The sequence below is a fragment of the uncultured Gimesia sp. genome (genome assembly GCF_937919775.1).
In the GTDB taxonomy this organism is placed as follows: domain Bacteria; phylum Planctomycetota; class Planctomycetia; order Planctomycetales; family Planctomycetaceae; genus Gimesia.
In genome coordinates this window covers 1-3,762 of record NZ_CALFPF010000383.1, presented here as the reverse complement: position 1 = coordinate 3,762, position 3,762 = coordinate 1, and the positions used below count along the sequence as shown (strand labels likewise).

Sequence of the window (3,762 nt, the reverse complement as noted above, 5' to 3'; positions counted from 1 at the left end):
TGTGTGCACGGTTTTTCTTATTTTCACCTGATGAAGAGATAATGAGATTATTCCGCATGGTCAGTTTTCCTCGGATCTCTCCCCGTTTCAATATTGCACCTGCGCAGCCTGTGCTGGCAATCACAAATGGTCAAAACGGTATCCATGCCAACCATTTTCAGTGGGGACTGATTCCTGGCTGGTTAAAAAATCCCGCGCCGGGGCAGGCGATGATTAATGCCCGTTCCGAAACGGCGGGGACAAAGCCGGCTTTTAAAAATGCATTTCGCTATCGCAGGTGTCTCATACCCGCCAATGGGTTTTATGAGTGGAAGAGTGCGGGAAATCGCTCTAAACAAGCCATGTGCGTTCGCTTAACCGATGAGCCTTTATTTGCGATGGCGGGCATCTGGGAGCAGTGGTCAAGCCCAGATGGAACGGAACTGGAAACCTGCTCGGTGTTGACGACTGCCGCCAATGCGCTGCTGGAAACCATTCACCCCCGCATGCCCGTCATTCTGCGTCCCTACCAGTATGACCGTTGGCTGAGTCCCGATACGACACCCCTGCCGCAACTGGAGCGGTTGCTGCAGACTTTCCCTGCAGAAGAGATGCGAGTGTTCCCCGTCAGTTCGTATGTGAATCAAGTCGCCCATGATTCGCCAGAATGTATTACGCCGGTTTCAGAACAGAAAACTCTGTTTTAAGCGGTTTTTTCTGCTGACTGGAAGAGTGCGAGAACAGGTTCCGTCTCTTCAAAATGAGCAAACAGATAATCCGGTTCACAGGCCTTGAGTTCTTCCAGAGAATAAACTCCGGTAGCGACAGCAATCACGTTGGCGCCAATCGCACGGGCACAATGGATATCACTGGGAGTATCTCCAATTACCCAGATGGACGTGTCTGCCAGTGATTCAGAAGTGTGACGCTGTTGAATCTGCTTCAATGCTTCCTGGGCCACGTCGTTGCGGTCTGCGTGAAAATCACCATACGCGCCGAAGTCAAAAAAACGATTCAATTCATAGTGCTCCAGTTTCTGCCGGGCACCATGTTCAAAATTCCCGGTGAGCAGACCGAGGTCAATATGAGCCTGCTGAGACAGCGTTTCCAGAATCGCTTGAATGCCCGGCAGCACGCGGCCTTGCTGCTCTTTCAGTTTTTCAGCAAGCAGTTTGAGATAACCGGTCTCAAATCGTTTCCGATTCTGAATCGTATTCGGAATGTCAAAGTATTTGAAGAGGTCCACCATGATCGCATGGTCGGTTCGACCGGCTGTCGGAATGCCTTCGACGGGCGCGGAGACCTGGAACTCTTCTTCCAGCATATGCAGAATGGATCGTTGACCGGCGCCACCGGTATCGATTAATGTGCCGTCAATATCGAACAGACAAATATGCATTTTGCGCCAATAATTCAAAGGTGAAGCGAGTGGGGTGTTCCACCCGCTATTCTATACACCGTGAATAACTTCGGAAATGCGGTTTGTCGAGAGAGGAGCACCTTTTATTTCATGACCTGCTCTTGCGATTACATCCGCATCGATTTCCAGCAGGTTTTGCTCGTATCCCGCCAGCAATGCCAGATCACAAATCTGATTGATTTTTTCCGGTATGCCGCTGGAAGTCTTGTGAATTTTCTTAAAGGCGCCATCATTAAAGACGGGATCTGAACATCCCGCAAGGCTCAGGCGGTGCCGAATGTAGTTTTCAGTGGTCTCCTGGTCGAACTGTGCGAGTTCGATAGACAGATCTGATAAACGGGAAACGGTAGTCGCCGACTCGGAATTCAGTTTCTCAAACGCCGGCACGATGGCCAAAGAAGGAAATTGCTGGTTTCCCGTATGTATCAGGCGTTCTATCGTTTTGATACATTCAGGACGACACTGATCGACATGGTCCAGCAGCAGGATTACGCGATTCTGAGTCAACTGCAAACCGGTCAGGTAATCTGTCAGTTGCCGCCACAGTTGAGGCAGCTGCGTCGTATGGGATGGTCCCAGACGTAACTGTGCACATAACTGCCAGAGAAATTCTTCTTCTCCCACGCCAAACAAATCAAGATATTCACACTGGTAAGGACTTCGTTTCAATAAATGCTGCACGACTCTGAGGGTGAGTGTCTTACCGGTGCCGGATGGCCCTGTGAAGATGGCGCATTTTTTTTGCTCATCGGCCACAAACAATAACCGCGCTAATGCTTCTTCGTGGAATTCACTTTCGAAAAAGTATTCCAGGTCCAGTTGCTGATGGAAAGGAGCTTGTGTCAAATTCCAGAAATCGTAATACATGATTCTTTTTTGACCTGTTGAATATTGGGTTCGAACCTACCTGTTCAAATTCTCTGCTACTTGCAGAACGCACAAAGAACGAGATACCATCCATAGAAGGGGGCATCACGATCAGGGCCGTTGATGGGAAGCCTCCCCTATGGTTAAAATCGGTCATTCAGTGCCATCATCATGACCGAACCCCGCTTGTGTATTCTTTTTTTTTCAACTTACGTACTTTGAAGAGCTTAAAGTTTTTCTGATTCCGCCCCGCTCGAGAATATTTAATGCCACACCGATTTTACTTTGAAGGTTCTTTCGACTCGGACCAGTTGCTTCTGGAGGGGAGCGAAGCCCATCATTTGCTGCATGTTTTACGTATGCAGGCGGGCGACTCCGTGCTGATATTTAATGGAACGGGGGCCGAAGCAGAAGCGGTGATCGCAAAAACTTCACGAAAAACGGTGGAAATCAAGATCACCGAACGACGGGAAATACAGGCGAGCACTCAGGTTCCTGTGATTTTAGCAACCGCAGTCCCCAAAGGAGACCGGTTTCGCTGGCTGGTTGAAAAAGCCGCGGAGCTGGGGGTCACCCGATTGGTGCCTCTCATCACGGAACGCAGCAGCGTTGATCCAGGAGAGAATCGTTTGAAAAAATTACAACAAACGATTGTGGCGGCAGCAAAACAGTCCGGCCAGACCCGATTGATGGAATTAGCGCCTCAGCAGAAGTGGGACGATTTTTTAGCAGAGTGCTGTCAGTCTGATCATCGCATCTTGATTGCGGATCCGGGTGGGAGTGCGCTGGATCTTTTCAGCCGGAGTTTTACTGATTCTGTCGCGAGCCCTGTCATTCTGCTGATTGGCCCGGAAGGAGGCTTCTCTCCCGAGGAGCTTCAATCGGCAATAGAAACAGGAGCGAAGTCGGTCAAACTGAGTGAGGGCATTTTGCGGATCGAAACCGCGGCAATCTTATTCGCCGGACTGGTTTGCCTTGCCCTCAACCAGACTGAGTGATGTGTTGACCAACTTGAATTCGAATCAGCCAAACAGGTGACCCGATCGGATAAAGAGTGCAACACTGTAAATGACGACGCCTGCGACAACCACTGAGCCAAAATTCAATAAATTGCGCCCCGTCGTGAATTTCTTCCTGGCAACGATTTGTGCGATCATCGTTACCACCGCGACCAGCCCGAATTTAAAGTAGACCATGCCTTTAATACCCCATCTGGCAAGAAAGAAGTTCGCGATCTGATTCGACTCAACGAAATGCCCCGTTACCAGCAGCAGATAAGTCATAAAAACATCCAGCGCATTAACGAGAATAAAGACGCATGTCTCGCGCTCCAGCGGCAGTTGATGAGTCCAGAAGGGACGGTTTTTTTCTTCGGATTCAGACGGCGTTTCTTCCATGACAGCTTCTCATTTGATCAAAGACGGAAGTCTATTTGAATTACCGCTAAACCAGTTTGCGCAGTTGATCAATATAACCGGGAATCGCTTCTTTGGGTT

General features: G+C 49.4%; 5 protein-coding genes. 2 read left to right on the top strand and 3 right to left on the bottom strand.

Annotation, left to right across the window (positions count from 1 at the left end; translation table 11 throughout):
- Positions 1–686, top strand: a 686-nt coding sequence (locus Q0294_RS10560) for an SOS response-associated peptidase (RefSeq protein WP_299464544.1), incomplete at its 5' end; no start/stop codon positions are given.
- On the opposite strand, the gene Q0294_RS10555 is transcribed toward Q0294_RS10560, so the two are convergent.
- Both Q0294_RS10555 and Q0294_RS10550 read right to left on the bottom strand, forming a co-directional pair.
- Positions 683–1,378 carry an HAD family hydrolase gene (locus tag Q0294_RS10555; protein ID WP_299464541.1) on the bottom strand — a complete coding sequence of 232 codons (696 nt, stop codon included), beginning with the start codon at positions 1,376–1,378 and terminating at the stop codon, positions 683–685. The genes Q0294_RS10560 and Q0294_RS10555 overlap by 4 nt on opposite strands.
- Positions 1,379–1,429: 51 nt before the next feature.
- Positions 1,430–2,266 carry an AAA family ATPase gene (locus Q0294_RS10550; protein WP_299464538.1) on the bottom strand — a complete coding sequence of 279 codons (837 nt, stop codon included), beginning with the start codon at positions 2,264–2,266 and terminating at the stop codon, positions 1,430–1,432.
- 266 nt (positions 2,267–2,532) lie between these two features.
- Here Q0294_RS10550 and Q0294_RS10545 point away from each other — a divergent pair, with 266 nt between their 5' ends.
- The gene (locus Q0294_RS10545) at positions 2,533–3,264 is read left to right on the top strand and encodes an RsmE family RNA methyltransferase (protein ID WP_299464535.1); all 732 of its coding nucleotides are present in this window, start codon (positions 2,533–2,535) and stop codon (positions 3,262–3,264) included.
- Between the two features lie 24 nt (positions 3,265–3,288).
- Here Q0294_RS10545 and Q0294_RS10540 read toward each other — a convergent pair whose 3' ends face one another.
- A complete protein-coding gene (locus Q0294_RS10540; RefSeq protein WP_299464532.1) occupies positions 3,289–3,663 on the bottom strand; it encodes a DUF5658 family protein in 375 nt (124 codons plus the stop codon).
- Between the last annotated feature and the right edge of the window lie 99 nt (positions 3,664–3,762).